The sequence below is a fragment of the Micromonospora sp. NBC_00389 genome, from assembly GCF_036059255.1.
Taxonomy (GTDB): domain Bacteria; phylum Actinomycetota; class Actinomycetes; order Mycobacteriales; family Micromonosporaceae; genus Micromonospora.
The window spans coordinates 1,243,612-1,260,683 of the sequence record NZ_CP107947.1 but is presented as its reverse complement, the minus strand read 5'-3'; the positions used below and the strand labels follow the sequence as shown (position 1 = coordinate 1,260,683).

Sequence of the window (17,072 nt, the reverse complement as noted above, 5' to 3'; positions counted from 1 at the left end):
TTCCTCGGAGGTCGGATTTTCGACCCCTCAAGCCGGCGGATCGCTCCTGTAGCCGCCTGGGCAGCCGACCTGCAGCCAAAGTCCTTGCCATGCCGCTCTCGGCGCGGCCAGTGCCGGGGGGCTGAATCTAGCTCGCTAGCGAAACCCAGCACGTCGTCGACACGGTCTGGTCGGATCACCCGCCCCTCGCCCTTTGCTACGCCGATGCCACGGCCACCGAGTGAGCCGGTCGAAACCCGCAAGCTGCTCTACCCGGACGGGGGACCAGGTAGAGCAGCCAGAAGCCCATGGTAGGACAGCGCGGGCCCGCGCGTGGCCCGCCGAGGCCGTGCCTGAACGTGGGCGGCCAGCAATCGGCAACGGCCTGTCGTGCTTGCCGTATAGAGGCTGCTCATGTGCCGCGCACTCAGTAATTGCGATACGGGGACCGTGGACCAACCCGGCGACCGCATGCGTTGTTCCTTAGCCCGAGCCCCGATCATTCCCGGGGCCCGGGCCCGCTGCTGAGCGTGTCAGGAGAGGTACTTGGAGACCACGCCGGCGTCGACCACGGCCTCCTCGCCACCCGCGAGCGTCACCCAGTCGCTGTAGCCGTACTTGGTGTAACCCGCGTTGTTGTCGTACGACACCAGGTCGGAGTCGGCCGAGTCGATGTAGAGGTAGGGGTCCTGTATGGCGAACTGGACCCGGTAGGTGCCCGGCCGTGCCTGGGCGACGTAGGTGCCGTCAGGGTTGACGGTGGCGCGGGCACCTGGTTGTCCGTCTGCCTGCGGTTCGAGCAGGATGTGGTAGATGCTTCCGGTGGCGGCGCCCGGCTCGCCCTCGTCCCGTGCGCCATCCCGGTCACTGTCCACCCAGACGGCGCCGCGGCACGGGTACGCGGTCAAGGAAGCCCTGCGGGAGGGCAGCGCCGGCCGGTTCGACCTGCCCACCGGCACCATCTACCCGGCCCTGCACCGCCTGGAAAACGCCGGTCTGATCGCCGGGTCCTGGTCGAGCGTGGACGGCCGGCGCCGGCGCACCTACCAGCTCACCCCGGCCGGCGCGCGGCGGTTGCACGCCGACCGCAACAACTGGCGCGAGTTCGCCACCGCGATCACCACACTGCTGGAGACCAGACCGTGGCCAGCCACCAGTTGATCGATGCCCACCTCGGCGTCCTGGCCCGCCGCCTGCCAGCCGACGCGGTCTACGAACTCGCCGACGGGCTGACCGAGACCTGGCAGCACCACCTCGCCGCCGGGCTGCCACCGGCGGACGCGGCCCGCGCCGCCATCGCCGAATTTGGCAGCGTCGACCAGATCACCGACGCGTTCGTCGCGCAGTCCCCGAGCCGACGCACCGCCCGGGTGCTGCTGGCCACCGGTCCGATTGTCGGTGCCTGCTGGGGCGCCAGCCTCGTCGCCGCCGACGCCTGGAGTTGGCGGGTTCCCGCTCCCGCCGCAGTCGTGTTCGGCCTAGCGCTGCTGGCCGTCGTCGCCGTGTTGATCCTCTCGGCGACCAGCCGGCGCAGCTACCGCCGCGCCCGCCTCGGCGACGCCGGCGGGCTCGGCCTTGTCGCCCTGGACCTGGCGATGGTGGCCGCCGCTCTGCTCGTCGCCCCAACCCCGGTGTGGCCCATGCTCGTGGCAGTTCCGGTCAGCCTGGCCCGCATCGGCCTGACCCTGCGATCCCTACCGAGAGCACCCCGACACTGACGGCCGCTCTCATGGTCGACATTCCCCACCTGACATCCTGAGCCTGCCGTTACGCGCCTGGACCCGCAAGATCATCGTCCGCGAGCCGTGCCTGGCTCGTCCGGGACCGCCCGCCGACGCTAACGCCACCTACTATCCTGGATCGGGATGAACAGGACCGCGTTGCGTCGCACTCGCGGCAGGCTGGTCAGCCTGCCGCGGGTACTACTGCTCGTCCTGCTCGCCCTCGGCGTCGCCGGAATGCACACCTTCGGCCATGGCGATGGCGGTCACCAGGCCGCGAGCGGCCACGGGATCGTGGTGGGCAGCGTGCCCCATGGCACGCTCAGTGATCCTGGCCAGGACGGCTCTCACGAGCAGCACTTGATTGCGCGGATCGGCGAGCCGACTCCAGCCGGTGGCATGGATCTGGACGTCTTCTCGGTCTGTCTCGCGGTGCTCGGCGCGCTCGGACTGATCGTGTGGGTGGCGCTGCTGCGCGCGACATCCCTCAATGACCGGCCTGTTCCCCGGACACGTCCAACGATTCGCAGTGGTGGCCGCGGGCCCTCTGTACCTTTGCTCGGCTTGCACGTCGCCACGGTGTCGGTGCTGCGGATATAGGAAGCGCCGGCCGGTCAGACCGGCCGCTGACCCTTCATCGCATACCGTCAACCTGAAAGGCATTGCTCATGAAGCGCACCATCGTGCTGCGTCGTGCCCTGCTGACCGGCGCCACCCTGTCCGCGCTGCTCCTGGCCACTGCGGCCTGCACCGACGACGACATGGCCGGCATGGACCACGGGGGCCGCAGCCCGAACGCCACCGCCTCCGAGTCGGCGCACGCCAGCGCAGGCGCGGTCAACGACGCCGACGTCATGTTCGCCCAAATGATGATCCCGCACCACCGCCAAGCGGTCGAGATGGCCGACCTGGCGCCCACCCGTGCCAACGATGCCGAGCTGAAGGACCTCGCAGCGAAGATCAAGGCCGCGCAAGATCCGGAGATCTCGACGATGACTGGCTGGCTGACCGGGTGGGGCAAGCCCACCGCCGCCCCGGAAGGCCACGCCATGCCTGGCATGGGCACGCCCATGCCAGGCATGAGTGCGGCAGAAACCGGCATTCCCGGGATGGCGGGCATGGCCAGTGAGGAGCAGATGAACAAACTCAAGGCGGACATGGGTTCGGAATTCGACAAGCTGTTCGCCCAGATGATGATCGCCCATCACAAGGGTGCCATCGATATGGCCAAGACTGAGCAGACCGACGGCTCCAACGCCGAGGCCAAGGCCCTCGCCGCAACGATCGAAGCGGACCAGGCCGCCGAGGTGCAAACCCTGCAGAGGATCCTCGACCGCCTCTAACCGCCGACGAGACGCCGGCCGGACCCTTGTCGGGCCCGGCCGGCGTCGCCGTGCGCCAGGCGCCATGCGGATCCCTCGGTCTGCCATGAAGCGTCGCCGATATCAGCCAGGACGCCTCAGCCCCGTCCTGTCAGCAGCCGAAAGGAACTCATCGCCCACACCCTGCGGCACATGCTGGAGACCAGCCTCAAACCGGATGTGGTGCTGCTGGGCTCGCCACCTGCTGGAACCGGCCGTCGCTCGGGGCCGTGATCCGATCGCGGTGCTGCTCGATCCCATAGGCCTGACGCCGTCCGGCGAGTGACATTGGCGCTCCGGCTCAGGTCGCCGGGTGTGTGGCGGGACGGGTGTGGGGGAGCAGGTCACCGCGGGCGTGGTCGGGTAGGTCGCGGTCGGTGTGGTCGGCGTGGAACAGGGCCTCGGCGAGCAGGGCCTGGACGTGGACGTCGGCGGCGGAGTAGTAGACGAAGGTGCCTTCCCTGCGTCCGCGGACCAGGCCGGCCAGGCGGAGCTTGGCCAGGTGTTGGCTGACGGCGGTGGGGGCAGCGCCCACCAGGTCGGCGAGGCAGGCGACCGACGACTCGCCCTGCAGCAGCGCCCAGAGGATCTTGATGCGGGTCGGGTCGGCGAGCAGCCGGAAACCCTCGGCGGCGAGGTGGACCTGCTCGTCGTTGGGCATCTGGAAGTCCGGCAGCGACGTGTGCACCCGTCTAGCCTAGCTTTCCCCCGCTGACTGTCTGCCTAGCTGATTGTGTATCTGCGAAGGCACGCAGGTATGGTTGCTCGTTGTGACCCTGACGGCCGACACCACTCCCGCTCAGCCCGCGACCGCCGCAGCCAACGCGCCTCGGCGGTGGGGTGCCCGGCTGTGGGTCCTCGCTGAGGTGCGCTGGGCCGCGGCGGCGACGGTGCTGTTCGCCGTCGGTGGCATCGCGCAGCTCGCGCATGCCCCGGCGCCGCTGTGGTGGACGTTGTACCTGGCCTGCTATGCGGCCGGCGGGTGGGAGCCGGCGCTGGCCGGACTGCGGGCGCTGCGCGGGAGGACCCTGGACGTGGACCTGCTGATGATCGTGGCCGCGCTCGGCGCGGTCGGCATCGGGCAGGCCTTCGACGGCGCGCTGCTGATCGTCATCTTCGCCACCTCAGGCGCGCTGGAGGCGTTCGCCACGGCCCGCACGGCCGACTCGGTCCGCGCGCTGCTCGACCTCGCCCCCGAGCGGGCCACCCGGGTCCGCGACGACGGCACCGAGGACACCATCGCCGCCGCGGACCTGGTCGTCGGGCAGGTGATCCGGGTCCGGCCGGGCGAGCGGATCGGCGCCGACGCGGTGGTCGTCGACGGAGCCAGCGACGTCGACCAGGCCAGCATCACCGGCGAGCCGCTGCCCGTGGCCAAACACCCCGGGGACGAGGTGTACGCCGGCACCGTCAACGGTGCCGGCGCGCTGCTCGCCCAGGTGCACCGGCCGTCCGCCGAATCGGTGATCGCTCGCATCGTCGCCCTCGTCGAGGAGGCATCGGCGACCAAGGCCCGCACCCAACTGTTCATCGAAAGGGTCGAACAGCGCTACTCCGTCGCCGTGGTCGTGGCGACCCTGGCCCTGTTCGCCGTCCCGCTGGCGTTCGGCGCGGCCCTGCAGCCGACCCTGCTGCGGGCGATGACCTTCATGATCGTCGCGTCGCCGTGCGCGGTGGTACTGGCCACCATGCCCCCGCTGCTGTCGGCCATCGCCCTCGCCGGGAGGCACGGCGTCCTGATCAAGTCCGCCGTGGTCATGGAGCAGCTCGCCGACACCGACGTGGTGGCGTTCGACAAGACCGGCACCCTCACCGAGGGCACCCCCCCGGATCGCGGAGATCCACCTCATCAACGGCAGCGGACACAACCAGGACACCCTGCTACGGCTGGCCGCCGCCGCCGAACACCCCAGCGAACATCCCCTGGCCGCCGCCGTGCTCGCCACCGCCCGCGACCGGGGACTGACCGTCCCCGCGGTCCACGACTTCACCGCCACGCCCGGCCGGGGCGTCACCGCCACGGTCGAGGGGCGGCGCGTGCGGGTCGGCTCCCCGGCGCTGCTCGACGAACTCGCGCCGATCCACCCGCAGGGGAGGACCCTGGTCGACACCGTGCAGGCGGCCGGGCGTACTGCGGTGGTAGTGATCGTGGAGGACGTGCCCGCCGGGGTCCTCGCGCTGGCCGACCGGGTCCGCCCGCACGCCCGGGCCACTGTCACCGCCCTCGCCGCGCTGACCGGCGCGACGCCGGCGCTGCTCACCGGTGACAACCCCGGCGCGGCGGGCCGGCTCGCCGCCGAGGCCGGCATCACCGACGTGCACGCCAACCTGCTCCCGGCCGACAAGGTCGAGCGGGTACGCGCCCTGCAGCGCGACGGTCGGCGAGTCCTGCTGGTCGGCGACGGCGTCAACGACGCCCCCGCCCTCGCCGCCGCCGACACCGGCGTGGCGATGGGCCGCAACGGCTCCGACCTCGCCCTGCAGACCGCCGACGCGGTCCTGGTCCGCGATGACCTGTCAACTCTGCCCGCCGTCATCGCCCTGTCCCGCCGCGCCCGCCGCCTGGTGAGCGCCAACCTTGTCATCGCTGGCACGTTCATCGCCGTGCTGGTCGCCTGGGACCTGTTCGGCCATCTCCCGCTGCCGCTGGGTGTCGCCGGGCACGAGGGCTCCACCGTCATCGTCGGTCTCAACGGCCTGCGGCTCCTGCACACCCGGGCCTGGCGCCGAGCGAGGGACGGCCGATGAGCCGCCGCGCCGGGCAGGCGAAGCTGGCGGCCACCCCATGCACGGTGACCGTGTGCCGGGGCTGTTGCTGCGGAAACACTACCGTCACACCAGGGTTCGACCACGCCGGGCAACTCGCCCAGCTCCACGGCGAGCTGGCCGGGACCGCCACCGTCCGGGTCAGCGACTGCCTCGACATGTGCTCCCACGCCAACGTCATGGTCGTCAGCCCAGGGGGCGCCGGTCGGGCCGCCGGTGCCCGTCCCGTGTGGCTCGGCCTGCTCACCGACCCCGAGGCCACCGAGGACCTCGTGACGTGGATACGCGCCGGCGGGCCCGGCGTAGCCGATCCGACGCCCGTCCTCGACCTGCACTTCGTCACCGCACGACACAAGGCCAGGCAGGCATTCGACCGGTAGGCGGCAACGACCTGCGACTCGTGCCCGGACGTCGTCGTGGACCGGAACTATCCAGGCCGGCGGGGCGACTAACAGCGGAACAGCCCGGCACAGCTCGGCACGGCGACGTGCTGCCCGCCACCGCAACGAGCTCAGGAGGATCAGCGATGTCATCGGCAGGCCACCGGATCGCGACAGTCGGCGCGGTGATGGCCACCGTCGTGCTGGCCGCGCCCGGCGGCGCGTGGGCCCACGGGGTCGGTGGGTCGAGTGACACCGTCGGCGGGTTCGTCTGGCTGGGCACCAAGCACATGCTCGCCGGGTGGGACCACCTGCTGTTCGTCGGCGGGATCCTGCTGCTCGCCGGTCAGGTGCGGCGGGCGGCGAAGCTGATCTCCCTGTTCGCGCTCGGGCACAGCGTCACCCTGTTCACCGCCACTGTCGCCGACTGGCACGTCAACCCGGTGCTGGTGGACATCGTCGTCGCCTTGAGCCTGGTGTTCGTCGGCGTGGTCGGCCTGACCGGGCGACCGAAGACCTGGACCTGGTTCGCCGCCGCGGTCCTTGGCTTCGGCCTCGTCCACGGGCTGGGCCTGTCCACCCGGCTGCAGGAGGTCGGGCTGCCCTCCGACGCGACGATCCCCCGAGTGCTGGCCTTCAACATCGGGGTGGAGATCGGGCAACTCGTCGCCATCGCTGGCATGTTCATGCTCGGCGACGTCCTGCGCCACTACATCCCACGGCTGTGTGATGCGCGCCTGTCCCACGCCGTGCTCGTCGCCGCTGGTGTGGTGGCCGCAGCGGTGCTGGTGATTACCTCCGGCGGTCAAGCGCTGCGACCCGTCCAGACGCCCCCCGAGGCGTACGGCGCATGCGAGGTCCGCGACCGCACCGAAACCTACCCTGCCGGCGGCGGGCACCCCGTGAAGGACTTCTTCGAACCCGCCGAAACCGTTCCGGCGACATCGTTCGGGCATCTCATCGGCGACGGGTTCGTGATCGTCAACTACCAGCTGGCGGTGCCACGGCATCCCGTTGGCGCCCCGGCGGTGACCCGTTGAACTGGCGCGGCCTTCGACGAAGCCGGGCGACCGCGATGATCTTTCCGGCGTGTGAACGGCTCGATCCAATCCAGCCGGCCCGGTGTCAGCCGCACGTACCGCCCGTAGCTCAGGAGCAACGGTCGGCCACCGGTGCAGCCGACCCGGAACCCGAGGGTGTCACGACCGACGGCGGCCAGGAACGCCACCACAGCGACCCCGACGATGGACAGGTGGCCACGTGCGGCGTAGCCGGCACCCGGGATGATCCACCGCCTCGCCCGGCGCGGGTATGCCGAATCCCTCCGCCCCCGCGTGCAGGAAGATGCCGAGGTGGCCCTGGTGGACGACTAGGCCGTAAGGGACCCGGCCCACGGTCACGGCCGCATCGTTGCGACTGGTCCGGCCGCGGGCCGGAGCAGGGGTCGCAGTGGGGTGCGTTCCAGACGGCGCAGGCCCGCCGCCAGCGGGCGACGGGCGATCAGGTAGCCGAGTAGGGTCACGACGGCGCCGAGCGCGAAACCGGTCAGGACGTCGGACGGGTAGTGCGCGCCGATGTACACCCGGGCGAAGCCCATCACCGCGGCGGCGGCCACGGCCAGCAGGCCGAGCCGCCAGCTGACCAGCAGCAGCCCGGCCGCGACGGCTCCGGCCATGGTGGCGTGGTCCGACGGAAACGACGGGTCCGCGCTGCGGTCGGCCAGGACCAAAATGCCGGGTAGCGAGGTGTACGGGCGGGGCTCCTGCACGGCCGCCACGATCGGCTGGTTCACCGCCACGGCCAGCAGCATCCCGACCGGAGCCCACACCGCCGCCAGCATGCCGGTGCCGCGCTGGCGGGCGGTCCACCAGCCGGCCAGCAGCAAAGCGGCGAAGAGCACCACCCCGTACTTCGCGTAGTCGGCCAGCGGGGCGTGCGCCCATGGCGTCGCCCTGGCCAGGTTGTTGATTTCCAGGAAGAGACGGGTGTTCATGCTGTCCTTCCGCCGTGCAATGTTGAGGTGCCGACGGTAGACAGCCGGACATGAAGGCCAGATGAAGACCACCGACGCTGTGCTGCACTTGTCGCCGGTACGAGCGGGGGGAGGAGCGGGGTGCGGGTTCTGGTGGTGGAGGACGAGCGGCGCCTGGCTGCCCTGCTCGCCCAAGGGCTGCGGGAAGCGGGTCATACCGTTGATATCCGGCACACCGGCTCGGACGGGCTGCTCGCCGCGGCTACCGGCACCCACGACGCGGTGGTGCTCGACATCATGTTGCCGGGGATCGACGGCATCGCCGTCTGCCGGGCCCTTCGCCAGCAGGGCAACGAGGTACCGGTGCTGATGCTCACCGCCCGCGGTGACGTCCCCGACCGGGTCACCGGTCTGGACGCGGGCGCCGACGACTACCTGACCAAGCCGTTCTCCTTTGACGAGCTGCTCGCCCGGCTGCGGGCACTGCACCGGCGCGCCGCAGGCCCGCCGTCGGCCGAGGTACGCGCCGGAGACCTGCACCTGGACCCCGGACAGCGGCGGGTGTTCCGCGGCGAGGTGGAGATCGACCTGTCGGCCCGCGAGTTTGACATCCTCGCCCTCCTGCTGACCCGGGCTGGGCAGTGCCTGACCCGCTACCAGATCCTTGATGAGGTGTGGGACGGCGAAACCGACATCCGCTCCAACGTCATCGACGTCCACATCGCCACCCTCCGAGGCAAGGTCGACAAGCCCTTCGGCAGGCAGGCCATCGAAACCCTGCGCGGCGTCGGCTACCGCCTGCGCGCCGACGGGGGCTGACATGCCCTCCCGCCCGGCGCGGCCACGCGGTGTCCTTGCCAGGTCGTCAGCCGGTGGCCCCAATGTCGGCCTGTTGGGTCGACTGCCGCTGCGCATCCGGCTGATCGCCGGCTTCGCCGCAGCGATGCTCCTGGTCCTCGCCGGTGCCGGCGCGTTCGTCTACCTGCGCGTGCAGTACGCCCTCGACGTCCGCCTCGACCAGGACCTGGCCGCCCAGTCGGCGCAGCTGACCGACCTCGTCCGCGCCGGCGGGCTCCCGCCGAACGCCGGCCGGACCGGGGCGGGGGAGTACTACCAGGTCCTCGACGCCGCTGGTCATGTGCTCTCGGCCAGTCCCGGTCTGCCGGCCGGTTCGCTGCTCACCCCGGGGCAGCTCGACGTGGCGCTGCGGGCGCCGGTACGCGCCGACCGAGGCTCCCTTCTGCCGATCAGCACCCGCCCGCTGTGCCTGTACGCCGTACCCCTGCAACCTGGCGCCAGGCCACCGGCCGGCCAGCCCGCCGTCATCGTCGCCGCGGTGCGTCGCGACCAGCGCGACGAGGCGCTGCGGGAACTCATCGGCCAGCTCGCCCTCGCCAACCTTGCCGCCCTCGCCATCGCCTCCGTCGTCGGCTACCGCCTCGCCCGCGCGGCACTCGCCCCGGTCGAGCGGTACCGCAGCGAGGCCGCCCGCATCGCCGCGGGCGCCACCGGCGTGCGGCTGGCCGTACCTGACCGGTCCGACGACGAGGTGACCCGGCTCGGCCGCACCCTCAATGACATGCTCGCCGCGCTGGAGTCGGCCCTGGACCGGGAGCGACGGTTCATCAACGACGCCAGCCACGAACTGCGCACCCCACTGACCCTGCTGTCCACCGAGCTGGAACTGGCCCTGCGTCGTCCGCGCAGCGCCGCCGAATTGGAACAGACTGTGCGCAGCGCGGCCGCCGACACCGCCCACCTCATCGCGCTCGCCGACACCCTGCTCAGCGTCGGCGTGCAACCCGCCCACGCCGACACCGCCCCCGAGGTGGACCTCAGCGAACTGTTGGCCGGCCTCGTCGAGCGCTACCAGGCCACGACCGGTGAGGCCCTGCACGCCGAGGTCACGGCAGGCTTGATCGTCAGGGGAGATGGCACGGGCCTCGGCCGGGTCGTCACCAACCTGCTCGACAACACCGTCCGGTACGGCGCGCCGCCCGTCACCGTCGCCGCCGCCCCCGCCGACGGACTGATCCGGCTCACCGTCCACGACGACGGGCCCGGCATGAGCCCCGAATTCCTGCCGCACGCCGCCGAACGGTTCAGCCGCGCCGACACCGCCCGCACCTCCCCGGGCACAGGGCTCGGCCTATCCCTCGTCGAGGCCATCGTCCGCGCCCACGACGGCGAACTACGGATCTGCTCCGCCGGGGCACACCACCGCACGGACACCCGATTCGAGCTGCCGTGCGCACACCCGACCGCCGGCACCACGATCACGATCCTGCTGCCATCGGCATCGGGCGTCCATCCCGGCGCCGGCTCGAGGAGATACCGTGCCTAGCGTCCCCACCGACCTGTCCGACAGCACCACCGCGGCCAGAGCCGGAACTCCCACCCCGGCCTGGTCGGCGTGGCGGGTCGTGGTCAGCTTCGGGGTGGTCAGCCTCGCCGCCGACATGGCCTACGAGGGTGCGCGGTCCATCAGCGGACCGCTCCTGGGAGCCCTCGGCGCGTCGGCGATGGTCGTCGGCCTGGTCACCGGAGCCGGGGAGGCCATGTCGCTGCTGCTGCGCCTGGCCTTCGGACCCCTCGCGGACCGCACCGGCCGGTACTGGTCCCTGACGCTGGTCGGCTACACCCTCACCGCGGTCTGCGTCCCCCTGCTGGCTGTGGCCCCCTTCGTCGGCGGCGCCGGTCTGGCGCTGGCCTGCGGGCTGATCCTGACCGAGCGCGCCGGCAAGGCGGTGCGAAGTCCGGCCAAGACCGCGCTGCTGGCCCAGGCGGCCGGCGCCGTCGGCCGCGGCCGTGGATTCGCCGTGCACAAGGCCCTCGACCAGGTCGGCGCGTTCACCGGGCCGCTGCTGGTCGCCGCACTCGCCGCCGCCACCGGACTGATCTGGCCGGCGATGGCCGTCCTGGCCGTCCCCGGCGCCCTCGCCGTCGGCCTGCTGCTGTGGATCCGGCTACGCGTACCCGACCCCGCCGCGTACGACACCGAACGGGCCGCGCCCCCCGCCGCTGCCAGCCGCCCGCCGACCGCCCTGGGCCGCTGGTTCGGCGCCGACCTGCCCCGCCGGTTCTTCCTGTTCGCCGCCGCGGCCGGAGCTGCCACCGCCGGCCTGGTGACCTTCGGGATCATCTCCTTCCACGCCCACCGCACCGGCCTGATCCCCCTCGCAGGCATTCCCCTGCTGTACGCCGGCGCCATGGCCGCCGCGGCCGTCGCCGCGCTGGCCAGCGGCTACCTGTACGACCGGTGGAGTGGGCGGGTGCTGCTCGCCCTGCCCCTGCTCGGCGCCGCGGTGCCCGCCTTGGCCCTGTCAGGAAGTGTGGACGCGGTCGTGGCTGGTGCTCTGCTCTGGGGCGCCGCTGTCGGCGTGCAGGACTCGACCGTCAAGGCCCTGGTGGCCGATATCGTCCCGGCGGCACGTCGCGCCACCGCGTACGGCGTGTTCGCCGCCGTGCAGGGTCTGGCCGCGCTGGCCGGCGGCGGCCTGGTCGGTGCCCTGTACACCCGGTCGCTGCCCACCCTGATCGCCGTCCTCGGCGCCACCCAGCTCCTCGCCCTGGGCCTGCTCGCCGCCACCCTCACCCCTCGCCGCGCGTCCTCGCCGCGCGGCTAGCAACGCCACCCCGGCGGTTCGCCCACTGACCGGCTGGGTCGTCCGTACGCTCGGACGTATGACCGCCGCACTAGAGAGGCTCGGGACATGCCTCGCGGGCTGACGAGTGCCCGAGGTCACCGACCGGGTGGCGACCGGAGCGGTCAACGGGGTGCGTTGTCGCACCAGCCGACCGCGGCAGATCCTCTGGGCGAACCTGCTGACGCGTTCCAAGGCCATCATCGCCGTGCTGTGCGCGCGGGTCCTGATCTTCGGTCAGCTGATCGACGCGGTCTCCGGCCTCCTGATCGAGGTAAAGAGCGTGGTCGGCGTGGTCCAGGATCGGGAAAAGTCCGGTACCCACCGTTCACCTTGACCGGACCCTTGGTGCGGGCCGCGGCGCTGCTGACCGGCCCATTCGTGGCCGCAACTGCCGTACTCACCCGTGTCCTCGGCAACTAACGGGTAGTAGATGGCGGTCTCGCAGGTGAGGCAGGAGGAGGGGATCGGGAGGAACGATCCGCCGGGTGGCCTCGCCCACGCGCTTGGCTGTCTGCTGGTCCTCGCTGCTAAACCGCAGCGCCGTCGGCTGGTGGCGGGGCGCTAGCTCGTGATCGACACGATCGCTCGCCACATCCTCGAACTGCACGGCTTCGCGGCCCTCGCGATTGTGTTCGCGGTGCCACTGCTGGAGTCGTCGGCGTTCGTCGGCTTCGTCTTCCCCGGCGAGATCGCGGTGCTGCTCGGCGGGGTACTCGCCTTCCAGCATCGGGTCAGCCTCGCCGCCGTGCTCGCCGCTGCGATAGCCGGCGCGATCATCGGCGACACCATCGGGTACGCGGTTGGTCGCCGTTATGGTCGGCGTTTGCTGAGCGTGCGGCTCGGTCGGCTGATCATCAAACGAGAGCACATGGAGCGGGCCGAGCGGTACCTGGCTGAACGCGGCGGCAATGCGGTGTTTCTGGGCCGGTTCACCGCCGCCTTGCGGGTCATAATCCCTGGGCTTGCGGGGATGGCCCGGATGCCGTACCGCACCTTTGCCGTCTACAACGTCCTCGGTGGCGCGGTGTGGGCGACCGCCGTGGTGCTTGCCGGTTATCTGGCTGGGGCGAGCTGGCAGCGGGCGGCGCAGTGGGCCAGCCGGATCGGACTGGCGCTGCTCGCCCTGCTTGTACTCGTGTTCGCGCTCCGGTACGCGACGCGGGCCACCCGCCGATACTCTGACCGGCTGCACACTTTCGGCGGCCGGCTGGCCGCGATACCGCCCGCCCGGTGGGCCCGGCGCCGATTCCCAGCCCAGCTGGGGTGGGCGCACCGCCGTCTGGATCCCGCCACGCCCCACGGGCTGCCGTTGACCGCCGCACTGACCGCCGCCGCGCTCGCCGCGTGGATCTTCGGTGGGCTCACCCAAGACGTGATCAGCGGCGAAGGACTCGCCACGCTTGACGCTCGCGTGCACGCCTTCGCCGTGGCGCACCGCTTTGGCTGGCTGACGCCGGTCATGCGCACCGTCACCTGGCTCGGGTCCAGCTGGGTTCTCGTCCCGGTCCTCGTCGCCGCCACGATCGTTCTGCTGCGCCGCGGTGATCGGCGGCGCGCCGGGTGGTTGTGGGCGGCGTATGTCGGCGCCGTGTTGCTTTACGCCTTCGCGAAGCCGCTCGTGGGCCGGACCCGCCCGCCCGCCGTGGACCTGATCGGAGCGGGCGGTGGCACCGCCTACCCGTCCGGGCATGCCACGCAGGCGATTGCCGTCTGGGGCATGCTCGCCGTCGTGGTGCTGGCCGGCCGGTCGTCGCTTGCCCGCGCCAGGATGCTGGCAGCCACGGCGGTGGTCGTGCTGCTCGTCGGCGCCTCCCGGGTCTACCTCGGCGCGCATTGGCTCACCGACGTTCTCGCCGGTTACGCCCTCGGCGCGGCCTGGCTTGCGCTGCTGGTCGCGCTTGGTCTGCGCCGAGGGGATTGGTCCGCCCAGCCATCCGCCGGCCGGCCGGTCGACAGGCTGCGGCAGGCACTACAACTCGATGAATGAACGAGCGGGCCGCTTTCAGCTGCGGTTTGGGGGGTCGAGTCCGCGTTCATCCGACTTGTTTGTGTAACGCCATGCCGATGTCCCACGCCGGTGGAGAAAGAAGGTCGAGTGCGCGGCCTCCTGGACAGGGCGGGACCGCCCGCCCCCCGGTGGTCCCGCCCGATCCAAACCCGAACAGCGCGCAGGGACGCCCGCAGGGAGCAGCCATGGCTCAATCGATGCCCCAAACTCCACCGCCGGAGCGGCCGTCGGCCGACAACACGACGCCGCCTCCACCTTTGCACTAGAGCCTGCCGACTCAATTGATTCGCATCGAAACCTAGCTGTCCGACTAGTGGTGGCCCTATGCCATGTAAGGCGGGACGACCTTGCTGATCGGGTGCCTTGCCATGGTGGTCATCGTGCTGGCCAGATGAAGTCATCGGACTGGGGGGATGCTCACGACGGCGCGCAGAGACGGCCGTGACATCGGCAGAGCGATGGCGACCCTCGCCGGTGCCGGGACTGCCAGGCCTACTGGCCGTGCCTCTACCGGCTGCGCGCCGACCGCGAGCTTTCCAACACCCCCGCTGATGAGGGAGTTTCGGCCGGACGGTTATGGGCCGAGGTACGACAAACCGGAACATCAACGCTAGGAAAACCGTGACAACGAGCGCGCCAGATACATCGACCCAGGTGCCACAACCGGCACCCGAGGAACAACGTGCCGAGTGCCGGCACTGTGGTGAGCCCCTGTGGCAGGACTGGTTATGGGGATGGATGCACGAAGACCGTCGCTATCTGTGCCAGGATCCGGCCACGGGTGAGCTGCTGTGCCAACCCGCAACACCCGCCTGACTCGTCGCCTTCTAGATCGCGGATTGTCATCACGACATTGTTGACGTCGCGCATCCTGACCAGTCCGCGGGTAGATGAGGCAGAGCCCGTGCTCGGCGTGGTACTCGCCTTCTGCCTCCCAGCAGTCGCGGTCAACCGGTTCTTCAGCCCGATCGCCTTGCGCGTGGGGGCAGGTGCGAATGGGTGGCTCCTTTCAGCGCCGCCGCCGTACCCCAGCGCTGTCTCCTCGGCGCGCTCAGCCCGGCGGCGGCAGGGTGGTTGATGGCTGGTGCCGCCGGGCGGGCACCTGGGAATCGCCGAGGTGGTCCGCGAGGCCGGCGCGCGTCGAGGAGCTTCTCAACACGGCGGCCTTCGCCGAAATTGGCCTCCGGCTCCTCAAACCGGTGCCGCAGCCGGTGACGACCGCCGATCGCCCGGCCCGCCGGTCGCGGGCCGGGCGTCGGGTGTCACGGCAGGGTACGGATCCGCAACGTCACCATCTCCGGCTCGGCCGACTGGTCAGTGACCGCGTAGATCTTGTTGCCGGACACGGCCAGCCCCCCCTTGACCAGGTTGTGCGCCCACGTCTCCTGGTTCGGCAGGTGCCCGAATTCGCACGTGATGATCGGCGTGGTGCCGCCCGGCTCGAAGACCCAGACGTCCTTGTCGTACGACGAGTTGGTGCCGGCGACGACGAGGCCGTCGGGCCGGATCGCCACGGCGTTCGGGTACGTCACGGTCGGGTACCGGTGCACCTCGACGAGGTCGGACGTGCGCAGGACCGGGTGGTAGTACGGCGCGCCCGAGGGGACGATCACCTCGGTGCCGTCGGGAGTGACCGCCAACTGCGCGACCGACCCACCGTCGGTGCGGCTGATCGCCCGCTGGACCAGCCCCGTCGCGGTGGCCTCGAAGCGGACCAGCAGGGCGGGGCTGGTGCCCGTCGCGCCGGCGATCAGCATGTCGGGCTGAGCGGGCGAGGTGGCCAGCAGCATCGCCGAGCTGATCCGCTCGTCGATGGCGTCCACGGCGTTCACGGAGAACTTGCCGGTCGCGAGGTCGACCCGGCCGATGCCCGCCGTGGGCTCGTTCTCGCATCCCCAGGAGACCCAGAGTTGGCCGGCCGCGAAGGCCATGTCCTTCGGGCACGTCATGGTCCCGTCGGTCTTCCCAGCGAACTGCCCGTCCAGTTCCCACGTGTCCAGGTCCACGATCCTGAGCCAGTCCTGGTCGCCGGCGGCGATGTAGAGCTTGCTGCCGTCCGGGCTCAGCGTCATCCCGGCGGCCCCCGGCGCGATGCCCTGAAGGGTGCGAAGGACGTTGCCGTCCAGGTCGGTGACGATCAGACCGTCGGTGCCCTTGCCCCCGGTGATGTAGACCCGGCCGCGTGCCTCGTCTACCAGGATGTCGCCGAACCGGAAGCCGGTGACGTACCCCGGGATCGGGATCTGGGCGTTCACGTCGGTGCTCGGAGGCGAAGTGGTGGTGGTCGGGGTCGGCGTCGGGCTGGCGGTCGGGCTGGACGTCGGCGACGCGGTGGGACGTGGCTTCCGTCCCGGCCGCGGAGACTGGGGCGTCTTGTCGGCCTTCGACTTGGTGCTGTCAGCGACCAGGTGCGCTTCCGCCGCGTTGTCGTCGGCGGACCGGCCGCTGCCCGCCACGGCGGTGCCCGCACCGGCGGCCAGGAGGGCGAGCACGCCCACCCCCACCATCCAGACCCGGGCGCGCCGGCCCCTGTTTGCTGTTCGGCTCATCGTTCCCCGTTCTGATCCGATATGCGACGCGGGCCGGGATCGGATCCTGGCCCGCCGACCAGAAGGCGCTCCGAAGTGCGAAGACGTTACGCGAAACACCATCGGCATCGAGGAGGCCAGATGACTGGAGGTAGTGGATCTATCTCTGCCCCGGCCCCGTCGCTGGCAGGCCCGAAGCCGCGACGTGAGGAAGCCCTGCGGCCGGTAGGAATGGACAGGTGAACGCCGGGCGGGCGGGCCCTGAACCTCCTGAACAGGCCATCCGACCTCGCCGAGGAGGGGTGATCCGGGCCGCGAAGAAGGCGGCGGCGACACGTACGTCTCCGAGCCCAGAAGCGCGAATACCGCTGGCCCCGGCCCCGCCTCCGGGTCCGCTCGTTGTGCTGGCCGTCCGCTGGGCTCTCTCGGTCAGGTCGACGTGCAACCGTTTCTTGCGGATCACCCCGTCGAAGGCTGCGGTCGTCCGCCGGCCGGGCCCGGAGGTGGTCATCGCCGTGCAGGACCAGCTGCAACGCTAGACCACACCGGGGTCAAGCCCGGGGGCGCCGCAGAACGACAGATCGTTGACCGATTGCATGGTTGGCCGGCAACCGGCCGGGCTGCGTGGCCAGGACCCCCGGCGGCGTGTCGCACCTGCCGTGAGGTTGCCCTTGTCCTCGCCGTCGACAACGGAGTCCCACAACCGCGGC

General features: G+C 71.2%; 16 protein-coding genes and 1 pseudogene. 13 read left to right on the top strand and 4 right to left on the bottom strand.

What is annotated here, in order from left to right:
* Positions 1 to 512 precede the first annotated feature (512 nt).
* A complete protein-coding gene (locus tag OG470_RS05940; protein ID WP_328421547.1) occupies positions 513 to 854 on the bottom strand; it encodes a hypothetical protein in 342 nt (113 codons plus the stop codon).
* Here OG470_RS05940 and OG470_RS05935 point away from each other — a divergent pair.
* The 4 genes from OG470_RS05935 to OG470_RS05920 all read left to right on the top strand — a co-directional run bounded on the left by OG470_RS05935 (position 802) and on the right by OG470_RS05920 (position 3,043).
* A complete protein-coding gene (locus tag OG470_RS05935) occupies positions 802 to 1,140 on the top strand; it encodes a PadR family transcriptional regulator (RefSeq protein WP_442931051.1) in 339 nt (112 codons plus the stop codon). The two genes, OG470_RS05940 and OG470_RS05935, sit on opposite strands and share 53 nt — an antisense overlap.
* Positions 1,122 to 1,697 (top strand): permease prefix domain 1-containing protein, encoded by a 576-nt coding sequence (locus OG470_RS05930; protein WP_328421545.1) that lies wholly within the window; start codon positions 1,122 to 1,124, stop codon positions 1,695 to 1,697. The genes OG470_RS05935 and OG470_RS05930 overlap by 19 nt, the downstream gene beginning before the upstream one ends.
* A 147-nt stretch (positions 1,698 to 1,844) precedes the next feature.
* Complete coding sequence (locus tag OG470_RS05925; protein WP_328421543.1) at positions 1,845 to 2,300, top strand: hypothetical protein; 456 nt, start codon at positions 1,845 to 1,847, stop codon at positions 2,298 to 2,300.
* 68 nt (positions 2,301 to 2,368) lie between these two features.
* Entirely contained in the window at positions 2,369 to 3,043 is a 675-nt protein-coding gene (locus OG470_RS05920; RefSeq protein ID WP_328421541.1) for a DUF305 domain-containing protein, read from the top strand.
* A 319-nt stretch (positions 3,044 to 3,362) separates the two neighbouring features.
* On the opposite strand, the gene OG470_RS05915 is transcribed toward OG470_RS05920, so the two are convergent.
* Positions 3,363 to 3,749, bottom strand: coding sequence for an ArsR/SmtB family transcription factor (locus OG470_RS05915; RefSeq protein WP_442931050.1), 387 nt, complete (start codon positions 3,747 to 3,749; stop codon positions 3,363 to 3,365).
* Between the two features lie 358 nt (positions 3,750 to 4,107).
* On the opposite strand from OG470_RS05915, the pseudogene OG470_RS05910 reads away from it, so the two are divergent.
* The 4 genes and pseudogenes from OG470_RS05910 to OG470_RS05895 form a co-directional block, all read left to right on the top strand.
* Positions 4,108 to 4,824 (top strand): annotated as a pseudogene (locus OG470_RS05910) (HAD-IC family P-type ATPase); the annotation flags it as partial.
* Between the two features lie 172 nt (positions 4,825 to 4,996).
* Complete coding sequence (locus tag OG470_RS05905) at positions 4,997 to 5,809, top strand: HAD-IC family P-type ATPase (RefSeq protein WP_328421539.1); 813 nt, start codon at positions 4,997 to 4,999, stop codon at positions 5,807 to 5,809.
* Positions 5,806 to 6,207, top strand: a complete 402-nt coding sequence (locus OG470_RS05900; protein ID WP_328421537.1) for a (2Fe-2S) ferredoxin domain-containing protein — start codon at positions 5,806 to 5,808, stop codon at positions 6,205 to 6,207. The genes OG470_RS05905 and OG470_RS05900 overlap by 4 nt, the downstream gene beginning before the upstream one ends.
* A gap of 146 nt (positions 6,208 to 6,353) precedes the next feature.
* A complete protein-coding gene (locus tag OG470_RS05895) occupies positions 6,354 to 7,247 on the top strand; it encodes a HupE/UreJ family protein (protein ID WP_328421535.1) in 894 nt (297 codons plus the stop codon).
* Between the two features lie 356 nt (positions 7,248 to 7,603).
* Here OG470_RS05895 and OG470_RS05890 read toward each other — a convergent pair whose 3' ends face one another.
* Positions 7,604 to 8,200, bottom strand: a complete 597-nt coding sequence (locus OG470_RS05890; RefSeq protein ID WP_328421533.1) for a phosphatase PAP2 family protein — start codon at positions 8,198 to 8,200, stop codon at positions 7,604 to 7,606.
* 120 nt (positions 8,201 to 8,320) lie between these two features.
* On the opposite strand from OG470_RS05890, the gene OG470_RS05885 reads away from it, so the two are divergent.
* The 5 genes from OG470_RS05885 (at position 8,321) to OG470_RS05865 (ending at position 13,813) form a co-directional block, all read left to right on the top strand.
* Positions 8,321 to 8,998 carry a response regulator transcription factor gene (locus OG470_RS05885; RefSeq protein ID WP_328421531.1) on the top strand — a complete coding sequence of 226 codons (678 nt, stop codon included), beginning with the start codon at positions 8,321 to 8,323 and terminating at the stop codon, positions 8,996 to 8,998.
* 73 nt (positions 8,999 to 9,071) lie between these two features.
* Positions 9,072 to 10,523, top strand: a complete 1,452-nt coding sequence (locus OG470_RS05880; RefSeq protein WP_328421529.1) for a sensor histidine kinase — start codon at positions 9,072 to 9,074, stop codon at positions 10,521 to 10,523.
* A 79-nt stretch (positions 10,524 to 10,602) separates the two neighbouring features.
* A complete protein-coding gene (locus OG470_RS05875) occupies positions 10,603 to 11,805 on the top strand; it encodes an MFS transporter (protein WP_328426156.1) in 1,203 nt (400 codons plus the stop codon).
* Between the two features lie 106 nt (positions 11,806 to 11,911).
* Positions 11,912 to 12,160 carry a hypothetical protein gene (locus OG470_RS05870; protein ID WP_328421527.1) on the top strand — a complete coding sequence of 83 codons (249 nt, stop codon included), beginning with the start codon at positions 11,912 to 11,914 and terminating at the stop codon, positions 12,158 to 12,160.
* Between the two features lie 234 nt (positions 12,161 to 12,394).
* On the top strand, positions 12,395 to 13,813 hold the full coding sequence (locus OG470_RS05865; RefSeq protein WP_328421525.1) for a bifunctional DedA family/phosphatase PAP2 family protein: 1,419 nt from the start codon (positions 12,395 to 12,397) through the stop codon (positions 13,811 to 13,813).
* Between the two features lie 1,283 nt (positions 13,814 to 15,096).
* Here OG470_RS05865 and OG470_RS05860 read toward each other — a convergent pair.
* Positions 15,097 to 16,383, bottom strand: a complete 1,287-nt coding sequence (locus OG470_RS05860) for a hypothetical protein (RefSeq protein ID WP_328421523.1) — start codon at positions 16,381 to 16,383, stop codon at positions 15,097 to 15,099.
* Positions 16,384 to 17,072 lie beyond the last annotated feature (689 nt).